We start from the raw sequence: 16022 nt of genomic DNA, 5'->3' as shown, positions 1-16022 counted from the left end.
AGCGATATCGGTTTTGTGTCCGATGACCTCAACCGTCAGACAGCGCATCAATGCAAAAAGCCGTGCGTTCGCACGGCTTGTTTGGTACTAGCTATCCGGCACGACTTAGTGATGAGTGTACAAGTCGGGTTCGTTCTTCGAGACAACCGCGCGTCCCGCGTCCGACGAGCCGCTCACGACGCCGCCTACCCCCGACGTAGCGTTTCGCCCGGCATGTTGCGCAGCGATCTTCGCTTCGGCCGCTTGAATATCCGCGGGGTAGTAGGGATCTTCGCCGCCCGGATGGTAGCCTGCCTGTTGGAGTTCGACCAGTTCGGCCCGCACTTGCGCACGGGTAACGGGTTGGTTCGCTTGCGCGAATGCGATCACCGGTGCGGTGATGGCGGCGGCAACAACAACGGCTTGCAGCAGGGACTTCATGACGCTTTCCTCCAGACTCTGTCTTGGTCTTGCTACGAACAGCCCTGTTCGTAATCGACAACGTCAGTCTAGACAGGCGAGCGTAGGTGATTAAGACGACTCTGAGGAAAGCATTCTTATTGAATATCGGGTGAGTAATCGGCTTTGCCCGCAAGACCATGGACGCTCGCCGACCGCCGATCAGCCGCGCCGCATATGCAGCGAAGCTTCGGTTGTATGGGTCACCTCAAACCCCAAGCGCCGGTAAAGATCGATTGCCGGATTGCCTTTCAAAACGCTCAACTCGACAGGGACACCCGCGCTGTCTGCCTGTAGTAGGAATTCCCCGATCAGATGAGACGCGATGCCGCGACCTTGATAGGCCGGCAGGATTTGAATTTGCACGATGGTCCACGCATTCGCATCACGGACGGATTTGAAAAGCCCGAGCCTTTCGGATCCTTGAAAAACCACGTATGCGTCGTTGTAGCGATAGCGAATGCGCTCCCAATGAGCGCGCTCGTCAGTCGACTCGCCGGCGCGCCTTAGGTGCTCGTCCATCGTCGCTTTCCGCAAATCGAATAGAAACGACTCGTCGGCCGGGGTCGCCGGGCGGAGCATGACGTCGAGATCTTTCATTCGCGAGGGTCGATTGAGTCGATTGCGGCAGTGGCAACCCCGGTGATTGTTCCCGATCTTTCCTAGAAAGTCGACCCTGCTCCCGTCTTGCGCATGAGCCATTCGAGCACCGGCGCTAGCGCTGCGTCGGAATTCTTTTCATAGATTAGCCCGTGACCATTGCCGCGCACATCGTGATCGGCGAGATCCATCAGCTCGGCCGACGCACCGCACGCGTTGAGAAAATCGGCCGTAGGCGGGCTAGCGGCCGCGAAGTCCGACGCTTCTGCCGTCACGATTAGGATCGGCATCCCTTCGAGGGCGGGCAATTTCAACGTGCCGGGCGCTGCCTTGCGCAAATCGTTCGGACTCGCTACGGAAGGCTCGAAATTGAGCGGCGCCGCCGTTGGCCCCCACTGCATCTGCCCGATGTTGGGAATATCGGCGAACGGCGGTCCCATCGGTTCGATTGCGGCAATGGCCTTGACGAGATGTGGGCGACGATCGGCCACGAGCCAGCCGTCCGGACCGGACGCGGAATGGGTGATTAGGATAGCCGGTCCGATCCGATCGAGCAGCGCGGCGGTGCGATCGGCGTCCATGGTTTCCGAGGCGGCTAGGTCGGCCGGCAACGGGCCGTATCCCGCGATGAATTCGTCCATCGCCGCTTCATCGTTCGATGCGAACGGCCATTGCGTATGACGGGGATCATGGTCGGGAAAATAGATTTGCCGGCCGCCTTCGTACGAGAACGGTGGGCCCATCTTCCCCAGGACGTCGACATGGTAGGGCGAGCGTCCGTGACCGGGGCGGTCGACTACAAGCACCGCGTAGCCTGCTTCGACGAGACGCTGCGCCCAACCGGGACGCCCATCCGGCGTATCGAACCATTCAGTGCCCTGGAAACCGCCCCCGTGCATGAGCACGATCGGCCATTGACGCGTGACCTGCTCCGGCGCTTCCCATTCGACATACATCGGTCCGCGCTGATAGGTCTTATCGCCAACGGCAACGCGTTCTCCGGCGACCCAGAAGTGGCCGCGACGGACCGTACGCGAAGGAGTGGTCGTCCAAGGGGCAAAGATTTGAGTCATCGGTATTCCTCGTTGGCGTAATTCAGAGAGCAACGGCGCGCGCGCGTTGCGGTGTGATTTCGGTAAATCGGCGTACGTCGGCCATGACTGCGGGGGCTTCCGGAGAGTTGAACGCGGCGTCGATGGCGGCTTCATCGCGGAAGCGGCACTCGCAAATCGCCAGCGTCCCTTGCTGCGCCTGCGCCGGGAAAAAGGCGGCGACGCTTAGCAGGCCGTACGGCGACCAACTGTTCATCACGAGCGGTAAGTGGCGCTCGAGGTACCACCTGCGGTCGAAGCCGGCGTTCGCCGGACCGCTATACGTGACGTAGACGGTGACGGGACCGGCGGCGCCTGCCGTCATCAAGTCTTGCGCTTTCATGCTTCTAAGCCCTCATCGCGAACGTGTGTCGCCTCTGTGACGTCACCAATGGCGTCACAAATCGAAATACACCATTAAAGTAGTGATCACTATATATTTCGACGTGCGAAGTGGCAAGGGATTTGTGTAGCGATCGCTACAATGGTAAGAAGCGACGATATCCGTGCTCCCTCGCCCCGTACCGTCAGGACTCCAAGTCTTGCAACGCCCCGTGCAGCTTGCCCGTGATTTCCTGAAGTTTCATGAGGTCGTCCCGTGACAGATGGTCGAGAAAGTTCTTGCGAACACTGTCGACGTGGACCGGTCTTGCGGCGGCCAATTGACGGCGACCCTTGGCAGTTGCACGGATGATCATGACGTTTTCGTGGTCATGATCTCGCTCGACCAAGTTACGGCCGGTCTTGCGCGTCAGGCGTGACGCTCATCGGCGATGCTTAGACCCGTTAAGGGGTTTGTCGTCTCACGACGCGACCGGCGCGTCGCCCGATGTGAGTCCCTTGAGCGAGCGTGACTTCGCCGTTCACGATAACGGTCTCTATCCCCGAGGACGGCTGAGCGGGGTCCTGATAGGTCGCACGATCGCCGACAGTCGCTGCGTCGAATACCACGAGGTCCGCGTAGTTGCCGACTTCGATCGTCCCGCGCCGCTTGATACCGAAAGTTCGAGCCGTGAGCCCCGTCATTTTCCATATCGCCGTTTCCAGCGGGAAAAGGCTCAATTCCCGGCAATAACGGCCGAGTACGCGCGGAAATGTGCCCCATAGACGGGGATGAGGCTTTTCGCTGCTCGGTAGACCGTCCGAGCCGATCATCGTCTGCTCGAACGCCAAAATGCGCTGAACGTCTGCTTCGTCCATGCTGAAATAGATCGCGCTCGCCGGCTGCAACCGCTTCGACGCTTCCGACAGCGAGACGCCCCACGTTTTCGCGACATCGGCGAGTTCTTGGCCCGCCAGCTCGGGATGAGATCCGCTCGATGCGATTTGCACGCGGCCCTTGAGACGCGCTTCGTCTTGATGCAGCATCGTCGAACTCGCGTCGTAGGGATAACAATCGAGGCCGACGCACTGGCATTTCATCGCGGCCTCGATCAGCGGCAGCGTAACGAGCGATTTTCCGAAGTTCTGCTCGCGGGCCAACTTGTGATGCGAGATGACGACCGGCACGCCGAGCGCCCGCCCGATTTCGAGCGTCTCTTCGATCGACTCGACGCATCGATCGGCTTCGTCTCTCATGTGCGTCACGTAAATGCCGCCTTTCTCCGCAAGCGGTTTGCAGACATCTACGATTTCCTTGGTCGTCGCCGCCGCGGCAGGGGGATAGTACGTCCCGGTCGACAATCCGACCGCACCCGCATCCATGGCCTCCGCCAATAGATCTTGCATAGCCTGGATTTCGTGCGGACGTGCCTCGCGATCGAGGGCATCCATCGTCGAAACACGTAACGTCGTGTGTCCGACCATCGGGATCACATTGACCGAGGCGGGCGATTGCTCGAGCGCGGCCAGGTAGGCTGCGAAATCGGGAAACGAAGCGCCGTCGTGAAACTCGCGGCTGGCAATCAAACTTAGCGGCATGGGACGCTGCACGTGCTCGGCCAGCGGCGCGGTGCTGACGCCGCAGTTCCCCGTGACGACGCTCGTTACGCCCTGGGAGATCTTCGCAAGCATGAGTGGATCGAGCAGCAGTGCGGCGTCGTCATGCGTGTGCGAATCGATGAAGCCCGGTGCAACGATCTTTCCAGCGGCATCGATGACTCGATCGGCGGACAACTGCGAAGCGTCACCGATAAAGACCACTTCATCGTTAGCGATGCCGATGTCCGCGTCGACCCGAGGCCGCTTCGTTCCGTCGATCAGCGTTCCGCCGCGGATCAAGATGGAGAGCTTCATATCTTCGCGTGAGGCCATGCGATTCGTTTCCCTGGTTGATAGGTCCTTGCCTTCGACAATGCGAATATTGCGCGGTATCGCGCCGACGTCCAGTGACTTTGGAGGCATTGCCGATAACCCACGGTTATCGCCGCCTTTTTTTTGCCGAGCCTTGTTTCCGTAGCGTAGAGTTGACGCCGAAAGCGGACTTTATCGACGAGGGAAGTAACGTGCGGCTACGACATATCGAAGTGTTCAGCGCCATCATTTCGACCGGCTCGGCCGCCGCCGCGGCCAAGTTGCTCCATATATCGCAGCCTGCGATCAGCAAGATCCTCAAGCATGCCGAGCAATCGTTGGGCTTTGCTTTGTTTATCCGGGACAAAGGAAAGCTGGTGCCGACGCCGGAGGCATTGAGGCTTCGTCAAGAACTCGAGCCGCTGGAAGATCAGCTGCGGCGTATTCGGCGATTGTCGACTACTCTGGCGCAGGGCGCCGTACGCCCATTGACCGTTTCCGTGACCCCCGCGATCGCCTATAGCGTGTTGCCGCGCGCCGTCGCCACGTGGCACAAAGCATTCCCCGATGCGCAATGCGAGCTGGCTGTGGCTCACACGCGCGAGATCGAATACGCGTTGCTGCTCGGCGAGGCCGAATTGGGATTGACTATGCGTCCGATTACGCACCCCAACTTGGTCGCTACGCCCATTCTCGATTGCCACCTATGCGCCATCGCACCGCCGGGCTGGTGGCCGGACGAGATGCTGAGCCGTCCCTTGCAGCCGGACGAGCTTGCCGATACCCCCTTCATATCGATCGATGCCGACGATTACCTGGGCGCGCTGCTCGCAAATTGGCTGGCAGATACGACCGATGTGATGTCCCATATTTCCGTGCAGACCTATCCGCTCGCGCGTGCACTGGTCGAAAACCGTGTCGGCGTCGCGCTCGTGGATTCGCTCACCGCTCGATCGACCGGCGAATTGCAGACGGTTCAGACGAGGCCGGTAGCATCGGATCAGACGTTGCACGTCTATGTCGTAACGGAGCGTTCGCGTCCGCCTTTAAAACCGGGTGAGCGTCTTTTGGAATCGCTGCGCGAAGCCGCCCGATAAGCCGCCGCGCATACGGCGGCAACCTGGCGGTGTAGCAGCTATAACCTGCGGCTATCGCATCGGACCTTTTCGGTATTGGACGACTTCGCCACGAGCGAAGAACAATGCCGGAATGGAATTTCGACGGATGCGCAATATGCACGTGCTAGTGTTGGGGGGCGGAGTAACCGGGCTTGCTACGGCTTGGTATCTAGCCGCCGATGGCCATCAAGTGACGATTGTCGAACGCAATGCCGACTTCGCGCTGGAAAGCAGCTATGCAAATGGCGGACAACTCTCGTACTCCTACGTCGCGCCGCTCGCCGGTCCCGGCGTACTCTCCAAATTGCCATGGTGGCTTACGCAGCGGCATTCTCCGGTGCGCTTCCGTCCACGTGCCGATATCAATCAGTGGAGATGGCTGCTCAAATTCATATTGGCGTGTACACATGGGCAAAGTGAACTTGCAACGCGCCGGCTCTTGAAGCTGTCGTTCCTGAGCCGCGAACTCATGCAAGACCTATTGCGCCAAAAGCCGACGCTATCGTTCGATCATACGAATGCGGGCAAACTTGTGGTGTACCGAAACGCGGAAAGCTTTGCGGCGGCGCGCAATCTGGTGCAATTCCAGCGCGCGCTCGGATGTGAGCAACAGGTACTGACGCCTCACGAATGCGCGTTGACCGAACCGTCCTTGAATAAGCTCGCGCCGAAACTGGCGGGCGGGATCTTCACGCCGAGCGAAGAGACGGCCGACTGCTATAAGTTTTGTGTCGCTTTGGCCGAACTGCTCAGGGCGAAAAACGTTCGATTCCTGCTCGGCACGGAGGTAACGGCCTTGCGTGCCGATGCGACGGGACGATTGCCTCGCGTTTCGGCCTATGCCAACGGGCGGGCGATCGCCGCCGACCAAGTCGTTTTGTGCGCGGGCACGGCAAGCGCCGACTTGCTAAAGCCGCTCGGCATCCGAATTCCGCTCTATCCGCTGAAGGGATACAGTCTGACTGGCCGTATTCACGAGCGTGGTGCCGCGCCGCGCGTAAGCGTCACGGATTTCGATCGCAAGGTCGTCTATGCCCGTTTGGGCGATCGGCTTCGGATTGCGGGCATGGCCGACGTCACCGGCCGCGATGCTAAACCCGATCCCGCAAGAATCGAATCGCTGCGGACAGAAGCCTCGCAAGCGTTTCCCGAGGCCGTCGATTACAGTTGCGCGGACGCATGGTGCGGATTGCGGCCCGCAACGCCTACGAGTACGCCGATTATCGGCGCAGCGGGGTTTGCCAATCTCTGGCTGAATCTGGGGCAAGGCGCGCTCGGTTTCACGCTGGCCTTGGCAAGCGGTTTGCTCGTTAGCGAGCTCGTCGGAGGGCGCACGCCGTCTATCCCACTCGACGGTTTTGGGCTGTCCGCATAGGGTTGGGCCGTGCAATGAAACCGTGCATGTAACGGATCGCATCGCGCTGCGGCGGTGCGATCTTGATCAGGAGTGCCGATGGATACATCGATTGATGTTTCAACAGACCAAGTCTCGACGCGAGAACCCATCTACGACGTCACCGAAAAGTCGGTGCAGCAGCTTCATGCCGCGCTGTCCTCGGGACAAGTGACGGCATCCCAACTCGTCCAGGGCTACATCGATAGAATCGACGCATTCGATCGGGGCGGGCCCAGGCTAAATTCGGTCGTCGTGCTCAACCCTTCCGCATTGGATGAAGCGGCGGCGCTCGACGCCGAACGCAGTGCGAAAGGTATGCGCGGGCCACTTCATGGGATTCCCATCCTCATCAAAGACAATGTCGACGTGGCGGGCTTGCCGACGTCCGGCGGCTCGTTGGCGTTTGCGAATCTCTACCCTGAGTCGGACGCCTTCCTCGTTCAAAAGCTTCGGGCTGCCGGCGCCATCGTACTAGGCAAGACTACGATGCACGAATTGGCCGCCGGCGTGACGAATGCTTCGTCGTTGACCGGCTTTACGCGCAACCCCTACGACCCGCGTCGCGTGCCCGGCGGATCGAGCGGCGGCACGGCAGCGGCCGTCGCGGCAAGTTTCGCCGCCGTCGGCATCGGTAGCGATACGTGCGGTTCACTGCGTCTTCCCGCGTCGTGTCAGTCGCTTTATACGCTGCGATTGACGCGTGGGCTGGCAAGCCGTTCGGGAATGATGCCGCTGTCGACGACACAGGATATCCCGGGACCGCTGGCTCGAACCGTTGCCGATCTTGCCATCGTGCTCGACGCCATCGTGGGTGCCGATCCCGCGGATGCGTCGACAGTCGACGTACAGCGACATCTTCCCCGTTCGTATCTCACTGGAATTCGCGCCCATGCATTGGCGGGGCTAAGGATCGGTGTATTGCCGCAGCTATTCGGAAATGCGGCGGACGAGGTGGAGGTCTCGGAGCTGGCCCGCCAAGCGTTGTATCGGATGGAGGCGTTAGGCGCGAAACTGATCGAGGTCGATATCCCGGATCTCGAACCGCTGATGCGGGCAAGCAATGTGATCGCGCATGAATTCCGTTTCGCGTTGGCCGGCTACCTGCGTCGATACCCCGCTTCGGCGATAGGGTCGCTGGGCGAAGTCATTGCGGCCGGTTTGCATCATGAGCAACTCGATGCGGTGCTCAAAGTCAGAAATGCTGCGCAAGAGTCGGATAGCGAGGCCTATCGCGAGGCCATTGCGCAGCAAGCGAAGCTGCGCGAGATCGTTGAAGCTTGTATGGCGCGGCATGGGGTTGACGTATTGGCGTACCCGGCTTTGCGACGAAAGCCGACCCTAATCGGAGAGATCTTGCCGGCCGACAACAGTCAACTCGGGCCGGGAACGGGACTGCCGTCTGTCGTCATGCCGGCAGGTTGGACGCGCGACGCGCTGCCGGTTGGCATCGAACTCATGGGTTTGCGTTACGCCGAGCAGGACCTGCTGAGCTACGCGAGCCATTGGGAGGCGCAAGGATGGACCCGCGTGCCGCCGTTTAGCACGCCATCGTTGATTGCACTTTCCGCATCGAGCCGAAAGCTACGTGGATGCGTGTACCTGCGCGAGCGAAGCGGCGATGAAGAGACGGTACGCGTCGACTATGCGTTGGACAGGCTGACGGCCGAACTCACTTACGAGGTTTCGGCGGGTGAGGTCCTCGCCGATCGCCTGATCGCCGTCACGGCGCATGCCATGCGAGATCGGTCGATCGGTCCTGTATTCGCCAACCTGCTTGCACGTGGCGAACGAACGAGAGCCGAGACGGTTACGCTCGCACCTCATCAACTTGCATGGTGGGTGAGCGGCGATGTCGTGCTGCGTTTGACCACGACGAGCGGAACGCAGGAGGTGGTGCCGGCACGCGTCAGTACAACTGCTGACGAGCGGATGGGACACTCGAACTCGGGCTCGTCGAGTCCATAACGTACGTCTATAGGCAACCGCCATATCGTCAATTGCTTCGCGATATTGGTACGCGCACATTCAAAGCTTGGCGCCTGTCGAACTCGTTTCGACAGGTCGAAAGAACCAGGCCTTAAGGAGTCGCCGTGGAGACATCAACATTGAGTGCACAGAACTGGCGCAAGGTAGCGCTGATCGCCGTCATATTCGTTGCGTGGGTAGTGGCATACGCCGACCGCATCGTCATCAGCACGGCGGTGATCCCTATTGCACACGAGTTTGGACTCAACGATCAGGAACGCGGCTACGTTCTAGGCGCGTTTTACTTTACCTATGCCTTCATGCAGCTTGGAGGAGGGTGGCTGGCCGATCGATACGGCGCTAAACGTGTGCTGACCGCATGTATCGTGATGTGGTCGATCTTCACCGCGCTTACCGGAATGTCCTGGTCGTTCGCATCGCTCGTCATCGTTCGATTGCTGTTCGGTATCGGCGAAGGGGGCTTCGCGCCGGCCAATGCCGTCGCGATCGCCGAGAACTTTCAACAGCATGAGCGGGGCCGCGTGCAATCGTTGATGTCGAGTACCGTGTTTCTCGGCAACGCGGCGGGGTCCATTTTTGTCGCTGGCGTCATTGCCGCCTACGGCTGGCGTTGGACGTTTCCGGCATTGGGGGTATGCGGTGTCGTGGTCGCCGCCGCGTTCGTCTTTATGCTCAAGCCGCGCACTCATCTTCGCAGCGGTAGGGACAATCTGAAGAGCCGCTCGCAGTACCTGGAGCTGCTGCGCAATCCTATGACATGGCGCGTGGGCCTAATCTGGTTTTGCAGCAGCACGCTGTTTCTCGGGCTTCAATCGTGGATGCCATCCTATTTGCTGAAGGTCAAAGGCATCGACATTCAACATATCGGGATTGCCTCGATGATTCCCTACGTCGCTGCGTTTTTCGCCACCAATGTCGTCGGGCATGTCATCGATAAAGCGGGCGCCCAACGATCGAAGCCGCTCATGGCATGCGGGGCGCTGCTTTGCGCGCTGTTTCTCATCCTAATGATGACGACGTCTTCGCTGCCGCTGCTCGTGCTGTATTGGACGCTGTGCATCTGCGCGTTCACGATGGTCTACGCAACGGTCTTCACGGTGCCGCTCAAGTACTTTCCGAACGATAAGGTGGGTAGTGCGACGGGGCTGATCAACTTCGGCGGGCAAATGGCCGGGTTTATTGCTCCCGTGATCATGGGGCATCTGATCGGTGCATTCGACGGCTCGTACGTGGGGGCGTTCTCGTACCTCGTGCTTTCGGCCGCGATCGCTTGCGTGATTGCGTGTACGTTGAAGACGCCGAAGACCAATCACGATCCGGCACACGTGGCGCTTGCGAATCCGTGATTTTCAGTACGGGCGCCCATGCTATGGGGCGCCCGAGTGGGTCCGCGCATCACAACACGGAGGCGACATTTGACGAGGACTCATCGATCAATATGAGTCTGCTCGGTCGACTTCGATGATTTGAATTCCGAAGTTATTCCTTAGCTCGGTGACCCGCACCTCACTCGCCGCGTTCCAGTATGCCAGTGGATGAGGATCGCAGTATCGAACGGGGCCGGCTAGCGATGGTTCTTCGAGAATAACGTAGCGGTGACATCCCTTCCCGGTAGTCGTCTTGGTCAGATGCAATTGAGCGTCGAAGGTTAGTGGTGTCGCCGCCGCCGCACCCATCTCAATCGACTGAGCATCTCGAGTGACGATTGCACCGCCCCCGAGAATTAAGAGTACTGTCACCGCTATCTCCGCGGCCCAGACTCCCGGGCCACGACCCACGCCCATCCTCTTCAGTGCACTCCATCGTATGCCGCCGGCGATGGCCACAAGGACGGAGAACACGACTAGAGAAATTCTGGCCCACGGTCCGAGCGGCGCATGTGGGTTCAAAAAGGCGCCGTTACGCTGATTGACCACGGATAGGATGACTAGAGCCGTGAGAAAGATTCCGCAATAAGTGCCCCAGCTAGTCGCGGGCTTGAGCATTTCGGATTCGAATGGATCTACCGCCCCATGCACCCGAGCCCGGCTCCATCGATTGATTTGGACGGCGGCGCCCATTGTCGAGCCTTCTGTTGTCCCGCCTGGCAATCGCACTGTGGCTGAGCCATACCGGAAGTCGAGCCAATAGCTAGGAGCCCTCGGACCTCCGGTTTTTTGTGCAATGGCAGTTATCGGCCCGGGAAATTTCCATGTGGCAATGCCCGCACGGATCGTGCCGTCGATGCCGATGGTGATCGTGGACTTAGCTGTCCCGCTTCGTAATACGAGCGCAATCAGTCCGGCGCTACCTAAGAAGCAGATCGGTATCAGAGACCAGTCGTTGGAAAATATCGATGGAGGGCTTAGATACGAGAGGTAATAAGACAGAACCAGCGCCGCTAGGCAAACGGCCACCAGCCCAATTGATTCGAATCGGCTTGCACGGCTGTGGGAAACGACTAACCCGCTCGGCACTTCGGACACGCGGATGGAGCTGAAATCCTGGTTCATTGTTTGAGTGTCTTTCCCATCATTATCGCGGCCCATCAGTGCCCCGGAGCGAATGGTGCGTTCAAATTGAAGGCCGATAGCCCAATGTAGCCGGGAGGTTCGCTCGGGAGCTCGATATCGCGTCCGACTTTCCATTGTTCCGCCGCATAACGGGCTTGGGCCTGTTCGTCGTAAGACACTTGCCTGGACATCTCGTCGAATTGCGCTCGGGCGGGCTGATATCCTTTGCGCAAAGCAAGCCAACTCCAAGCGACCGCGCGACGGCGATCGAGCTGGACGCCTTGTCCGTAGAACCAGAGAAGAGCAAGATCGTATTGCGCGTTTGCGTCACCGGCCACTGCCGCCGGCACAAGCCAGCGGCGCGCCATCTTGTAGTCTGTTTTCAGGTCGTACCTGCCGAACTGATACGCCCATCCGAGATTGCGCTGGGCGTCGTGTTCACCTTGGGATGCGGCGCGTTCGAGCCAGCGAAGGCCTTCGGCATTGTTCGCGGGCACGCCTCGCCCCAGTAGATAGAACCGTCCAAGTGCCGCTGCGGATGGCCCGTTGCCGTCTTCTGCGCCTCGCTTGTACCACCGGAAGGCTTGCGCGTAGTCTTTCTGGACCCCGTACCCCCACTCATACATGTAGCCCATTGCCGAGAAACCGCTTGGGTCATTCAATCCAACCGCCTTTCGATACCATTCAATCGCGCCGTCATAGTCGTGCTTCCCGCGATCGCCACGAAACGCGAGGTTGCCGAGTTCGACATAGGCATGGGTATCGCCTGCGTTCAGGCCTTTAAGCAACCAGTCCCGCGCGATTTTTTCATCGATGGGTACCCCCAGCCCGTAAAGATACAATCGTCCCAAGTTAGTGTCGGCTTGCGCAAGCCCCTGGCTAGCAGCTTGCTTGTATAGGTCGAGCGCCTTCTTGTAGTCGAGCGGCACATAGCGTCCGTGCTCGTATAAGTCGGCCAGATTGTTGCTCGCAGCGGCCAATCCCTGTGCGGCGGCTTGTTCGTAAAGGCGAACCGCACGCTTACCGTCGCGTGGTACGCCAGTGCCCGTGTCATAGAGATATCCGAGCGCACCTTGGCCGCAAGAATCGTTTTGGCCGGCCGAGCGCTGAAACCACGCTGCGGCCTGGTCGGGGGCGCGCTCCACGCCTTGACCGTTGAGGTAAAGCGCGCCGAGGCTGCACTGGGCGTATGCATTGCCTTGTTCGGCATATTTCCGGTCGATCGCTAGGGCCTTCGCGTTTGAGTCGGCGCCCGGCTTGCTCCACAGGTTCATCGCGGCAAGGACGAGTTGGCCGTAAGCGTCCCCCTGCTGTGCCGACCGTTCAAGCATGGTGCGTGCGAGAACTTCGTCGCGCGGTACGCCCAATCCACTCAACGTGAGAATGCCGAGATCGGCTTGCGCTCGCGCGTCACCGCGCTGCTCAAGGGGCTGTAATAGCAGCGCGGCTTCGCGGTACTGCTGATGTTTCATCGCGAATTCGGCGGCGGCTAAGCTTGCAGCAGGGGCCGATGGGGTGACGGCAGTCGATGGGCTTGCGGCGAAGCCCATTGCGGCTGCGAGGCAGATGCTCGCTATGCGAAGGACGATTCGATAGGTCATGAGTAATCAAGCGGGGTGACCAATGGTACGGTGCGCCTTGGCGGCGAATTCAGGTGAAATCCGGCAGTGGGCCGTGCGGCGATGGCGGCTCCTTCGGCCCTCGACGCATCTTCGCAATCGAGAGCAGCAACCACGCGGCGCCGGCAATGACGGTTACGCCGAATCCCGCAGGGCCCCAATTGATCTCGAAGGGGTGAAACTGCGCGCCTAGGTGACGCGCGAACACCGCCGTATAAGGTAGAAAGCCGATGAAAGCGAAGGTGAGTGCCACGACGGACACCATCAAGGACACGCCGCATTGCCAGGCACGCGTGCCTGGCGGAGAAACAAAAACCGCCCCGACAAGGATAACGATCCAAGCGATGAAGTGATAGAGCGGGGGATTGCCGCCAAACTGCTCATACATCCAGCCCCGACTGAGAAACATGCCGAGGTATGTGCCGTAGATAAGCCCGGTCGCTGCCGCGAAGAGCGTCGTCGCGGCGAGCGCGCGCCGCGGTTTCTTTGCGGTGGCCGTCACAGCGCGCCAATGCGTTTCCGCCGCGCGGCTGTAGAGCGCGGCGGTCGTGGCCGCAACGGGCACTACCGCGGTTATGACAAGGGGCCAGGGAAGCAAAGCGAACCAAGCTAAAAGCGCGAATAGCCCACCCACCGCGTACAGGCTGCGTGCCCATATGCGCCGGCGAAGCATCGCCACGCCAGCAATGACGGCCACAACCGACCATAGTGCCGCAATCGCCCAAGCGGCGCGCTGCTGTACGGAATACGCCGCGGCGATCGCAGCGGAGCCTTGCCACAAGAAGCGTGCGGAAGACGCGAGCGAGATAAGCGACATCGTCGCTTGAAGGATCGACCCGAGGATCATCACATATAGCGTGGTGGTTCTTTCAATCATGATGCGTGTGGATAAGGGTAGCTGCTGTGCCTGTTTAGCCGCTCCGGCCTTGTGCCGGGCCGCGGCTCATAGCTGTTCGATGTTTTTGAGGAAGTGCGGGCTAGTCGGCGGTATCGCTCGAGTGAGTCGGGCATCGGTGGCCAGCGCGTGGAGGCCGACCAAAGCAGTCGCCCCGCGTAGTTGCGTAGCTTCCGTTATTCCCTACTCTTCAATGAAAACAGAGGTTCTCGAATCGATCAAGTTAAAGAGGTCGATGATATCCGCGTTACGCATCCGTATGCACCCATGAGATGTCGCTACCCCCATGGGCTCGGTCTCGGGGCAGCCGTGAATATAGATATAACGTTGCATCGAATCTACAGCGCCTAATCGATTTCTTCCTCTCTCACATCCGCGCAGCCATAGGATGCGAGTCAATATCCAGTCGCGCCCCGGAAACCGGTCCGCGAGTTGGGGCGACCAAATCTCACCAGTTTCTCTACGCCCGACAAAAACGGTCCCGACAGGACAGGTGGCCCCGATCTTCGCTCGAATTATGTGGTGACCGCGAGGCGTACAGCCGCTTCCCATCTGCTCACCGGCGCCATTCTTTGCGCTCGAAATCCGGTAGGTCCGCACTAGCGCTTCGTTTCGCCAGAGGGCCAACGTTTGATCGGCGAGGCTTACGACGATCTGCATGGACATAAGTATTTCGACTTTCATGATCACCGGGCTGGCGGTCCCCCTACGTATGTCACCGGAGTATGGCATCCTGCACGGATGCGCCGCGGGTTATTCTGCCCCGGATCGATTTCATTAACTCGCGCGAATCTCATGCCCCGAAAACCAGTCCCCGCACGTCAAGACTGGATAACGCACGCCACGTCCGCGGACGGTATCGAGCGGATCGAAGCGTGGTTCCAAGGCAATGCGTATGCGATGCATCGGCACGATACCTACGCTATCGGCCGTACGCTCGCCGGCGTGCAGAGCTTCAACTATCGCCGCAGCCGGCGCGATAGTTTGCCGGGAAATACGATGGTGCTTCATCCCGATGAAGCGCACGATGGTCAAGCCGGTACCGGAGAGGGTTTCCGCTACCGCATGATTTACGTCGAGCCGGCACTCTTCCAAGATGCGCTGGGCGGCCGCCCGCTACCTTTCCTCGAAGGCGGCGTAACGAACGATCCGCGTCTAGCGGTGGCGACGGAAACCTTGCTGCAACGAGTCGGCCAAACACTGGAGCCGCTCGAACAAACCGATGCGTTGGCCGAACTCGCCCATGCGCTGGCTGCCGTTGCCGGAGTGCCCTGCCTGCAAGGAAAAGGCGATTACCTCGCGGCGCGCCACGCGCGTGACTATCTCGACGCGAACCTCACGCGTACGGTCGCGCTGGACGAACTGGAACGCCTCACCGGCCGTGACCGCTGGAGTCTTTCTCACGACTTTCGTAGCTACTACGGCACCAGTCCGTATCGTTACCTAACGATGCGCCGGCTCGGTGCGGTGCGCCGTATGTTGCTATTGGGCGTATCGCTTGCGAACGCGTCGGCAGACGCCGGCTTCGCCGATCAGAGTCACATGACGCGGCACTTTTTGAAGACGTTCGGGCAAACGCCCGGACATTGGCTTCAGGTGGGAGGCGTCGCCCGGCGCGGCTGATCGTTTTCCCACGATCGTTCAATACGGTTCATGAGCCGCCGCGTACTCTCGGGAGCACCTCTACACCCGCTTGGAGAAAACGATGTCGGCATCAACGCTTTCCCAAACCGCACCCGCCGCGCGCGGACAATGCGAAGCCATCGATTTGGTCGGCAAGATCGCATTGATCGACGGCCACTGGCAACCGCGCGTGGTCGCGGAAATGAACGACTATCAATTTAAGGTCGTTAAACTTCTAGGCGATTTCGTTTGGCACGCACACGCCGATACCGACGAGACATTCATCGTCCTCGACGGCGAATTGAGAATCGATTTTCGTGGCGGACCATCGGGCGACGGTTCGATCGTATTGCGTGCCGGTCAAATGGCCGTTGTGCCGAAAGGTGTGGAGCATAAGCCTTGCGCTCAAGGCGAGGTGAAGCTATTGCTGATCGAGCCGCGAGGTGTGGTGAACACAGGCGACGGCGGCACAAGCGAACTGACTGTAGCAAACGATCAGTGGATTTGACGTGCAGGATTTGAGGCAGGCGCG

Annotated in this window: 16 protein-coding genes; 6 read left to right on the top strand and 10 right to left on the bottom strand. The window is 59.8% G+C overall.

Going from position 1 to position 16022, the window contains the following annotated elements; genetic code table 11:
• Positions 1-105 precede the first annotated feature (105 nt).
• The 6 genes from AB1286_RS31025 to AB1286_RS31000 all read right to left on the bottom strand — a co-directional run bounded on the left by AB1286_RS31025 (position 106) and on the right by AB1286_RS31000 (position 4382).
• Positions 106-420: a DUF4148 domain-containing protein gene (locus tag AB1286_RS31025; protein ID WP_430367015.1), complete on the bottom strand. Its 315-nt coding sequence runs from the start codon at positions 418-420 to the stop codon at positions 106-108.
• Between the two features lie 180 nt (positions 421-600).
• Positions 601-1038, bottom strand: coding sequence for an N-acetyltransferase family protein (locus AB1286_RS31020; protein WP_430367014.1), 438 nt, complete (start codon positions 1036-1038; stop codon positions 601-603).
• Positions 1039-1100: 62 nt separating this feature from the next.
• Complete coding sequence (locus tag AB1286_RS31015; RefSeq protein ID WP_430367013.1) at positions 1101-2111, bottom strand: alpha/beta hydrolase; 1011 nt, start codon at positions 2109-2111, stop codon at positions 1101-1103.
• Positions 2112-2133: 22 nt separating this feature from the next.
• Positions 2134-2472 carry an EthD family reductase gene (locus AB1286_RS31010; protein WP_430367012.1) on the bottom strand — a complete coding sequence of 113 codons (339 nt, stop codon included), beginning with the start codon at positions 2470-2472 and terminating at the stop codon, positions 2134-2136.
• 184 nt (positions 2473-2656) lie between these two features.
• Positions 2657-2827, bottom strand: a complete 171-nt coding sequence (locus AB1286_RS31005; protein WP_430367011.1) for a hypothetical protein — start codon at positions 2825-2827, stop codon at positions 2657-2659.
• An 88-nt stretch (positions 2828-2915) separates the two neighbouring features.
• A complete protein-coding gene (locus AB1286_RS31000) occupies positions 2916-4382 on the bottom strand; it encodes an N-acyl-D-amino-acid deacylase family protein (RefSeq protein ID WP_430367010.1) in 1467 nt (488 codons plus the stop codon).
• A 191-nt stretch (positions 4383-4573) separates the two neighbouring features.
• On the opposite strand from AB1286_RS31000, the gene AB1286_RS30995 reads away from it, so the two are divergent.
• The 4 genes from AB1286_RS30995 (at position 4574) to AB1286_RS30980 (ending at position 10207) form a co-directional block, all read left to right on the top strand.
• Complete coding sequence (locus AB1286_RS30995) at positions 4574-5458, top strand: LysR family transcriptional regulator (RefSeq protein WP_430367009.1); 885 nt, start codon at positions 4574-4576, stop codon at positions 5456-5458.
• Between the two features lie 127 nt (positions 5459-5585).
• A complete protein-coding gene (locus AB1286_RS30990; protein ID WP_430367008.1) occupies positions 5586-6854 on the top strand; it encodes a D-amino acid dehydrogenase in 1269 nt (422 codons plus the stop codon).
• Positions 6855-6932: 78 nt separating this feature from the next.
• A complete protein-coding gene (locus AB1286_RS30985) occupies positions 6933-8840 on the top strand; it encodes an amidase (protein WP_430367007.1) in 1908 nt (635 codons plus the stop codon).
• Between the two features lie 125 nt (positions 8841-8965).
• Complete coding sequence (locus AB1286_RS30980; protein WP_430367006.1) at positions 8966-10207, top strand: MFS transporter; 1242 nt, start codon at positions 8966-8968, stop codon at positions 10205-10207.
• Between the two features lie 87 nt (positions 10208-10294).
• Here the strand turns inward: AB1286_RS30980 and AB1286_RS30975 are convergent, their stop codons facing one another.
• From AB1286_RS30975 to AB1286_RS30960, 4 genes are all read right to left on the bottom strand, one after another.
• Positions 10295-11353 (bottom strand): hypothetical protein, encoded by a 1059-nt coding sequence (locus AB1286_RS30975; RefSeq protein ID WP_430367005.1) that lies wholly within the window; start codon positions 11351-11353, stop codon positions 10295-10297.
• Positions 11354-11388: 35 nt separating this feature from the next.
• Positions 11389-12825 (bottom strand): tetratricopeptide repeat protein, encoded by a 1437-nt coding sequence (locus AB1286_RS30970; protein ID WP_430367004.1) that lies wholly within the window; start codon positions 12823-12825, stop codon positions 11389-11391.
• A 178-nt stretch (positions 12826-13003) separates the two neighbouring features.
• Entirely contained in the window at positions 13004-13849 is an 846-nt protein-coding gene (locus tag AB1286_RS30965) for a hypothetical protein (RefSeq protein ID WP_430367003.1), read from the bottom strand.
• A gap of 201 nt (positions 13850-14050) precedes the next feature.
• The gene (locus AB1286_RS30960; RefSeq protein ID WP_430367372.1) at positions 14051-14527 is read right to left on the bottom strand and encodes a L,D-transpeptidase family protein; all 477 of its coding nucleotides are present in this window, start codon (positions 14525-14527) and stop codon (positions 14051-14053) included.
• Between the two features lie 135 nt (positions 14528-14662).
• On the opposite strand from AB1286_RS30960, the gene AB1286_RS30955 reads away from it, so the two are divergent.
• Both AB1286_RS30955 and AB1286_RS30950 read left to right on the top strand, forming a co-directional pair.
• Positions 14663-15490 carry an AraC family transcriptional regulator gene (locus AB1286_RS30955; protein WP_430367002.1) on the top strand — a complete coding sequence of 276 codons (828 nt, stop codon included), beginning with the start codon at positions 14663-14665 and terminating at the stop codon, positions 15488-15490.
• Between the two features lie 82 nt (positions 15491-15572).
• On the top strand, positions 15573-15998 hold the full coding sequence (locus AB1286_RS30950) for a cupin domain-containing protein (protein WP_430367001.1): 426 nt from the start codon (positions 15573-15575) through the stop codon (positions 15996-15998).
• The last annotated feature ends 24 nt before the right edge of the window (positions 15999-16022 follow it).

The organism is Trinickia sp. NRRL B-1857, from assembly GCF_050470685.1.
Taxonomy (GTDB): Bacteria; Pseudomonadota; Gammaproteobacteria; order Burkholderiales; family Burkholderiaceae; genus Trinickia.
The sequence above is the reverse complement of the archived record's forward strand: the minus strand, read 5'-3'. Positions and strand labels throughout refer to the sequence as shown.